Origin of the sequence: Streptomyces sp. WM6372, from assembly GCF_001279655.1 — a bacterium.
In the GTDB taxonomy this organism is placed as follows: domain Bacteria; phylum Actinomycetota; class Actinomycetes; order Streptomycetales; family Streptomycetaceae; genus Streptomyces.
This window is the reverse complement of the sequence record NZ_LGDB01000154.1, coordinates 1-276: the sequence shown is the minus strand read 5'-3', so window position 1 is coordinate 276 and position 276 is coordinate 1. Positions and strand designations below refer to the sequence as shown.

Genomic DNA, 276 nt, shown 5'->3' with positions numbered 1-276 from the left:
GTTCAATGCGGCCGGTGACCACATCTTCTTCATCGATGCCAACGGCAGTGTTGCGAATGACTGGGTGAGCAATGGTGCCTGGCAGGGTCCGTCGGGGATTGGTGGTCAGGCTCGGGCGGGTTCCGGTCTCGCTACGGACGCAGCCGGGACGCACGTCGCGTTCGTCGACACCAACGGAAGTCTCGCCAATGACTGGGTGAGCAATGGTGCTTGGCAGGGTCCGTCCGGTCTCGGCGGCACCAGCCGCTGACCGCAATCCGACACCCACCCCACACC

Annotated in this window: 1 protein-coding gene; it reads left to right on the top strand. The window is 64.5% G+C overall.

Annotation, left to right across the window (positions count from 1 at the left end; all coding sequences use genetic code 11):
* The coding region (locus tag ADK52_RS42305) for a hypothetical protein (RefSeq protein ID WP_199828494.1) at positions 1-250 on the top strand (250 nt) is incomplete at its 5' end.
* Between the last annotated feature and the right edge of the window lie 26 nt (positions 251-276).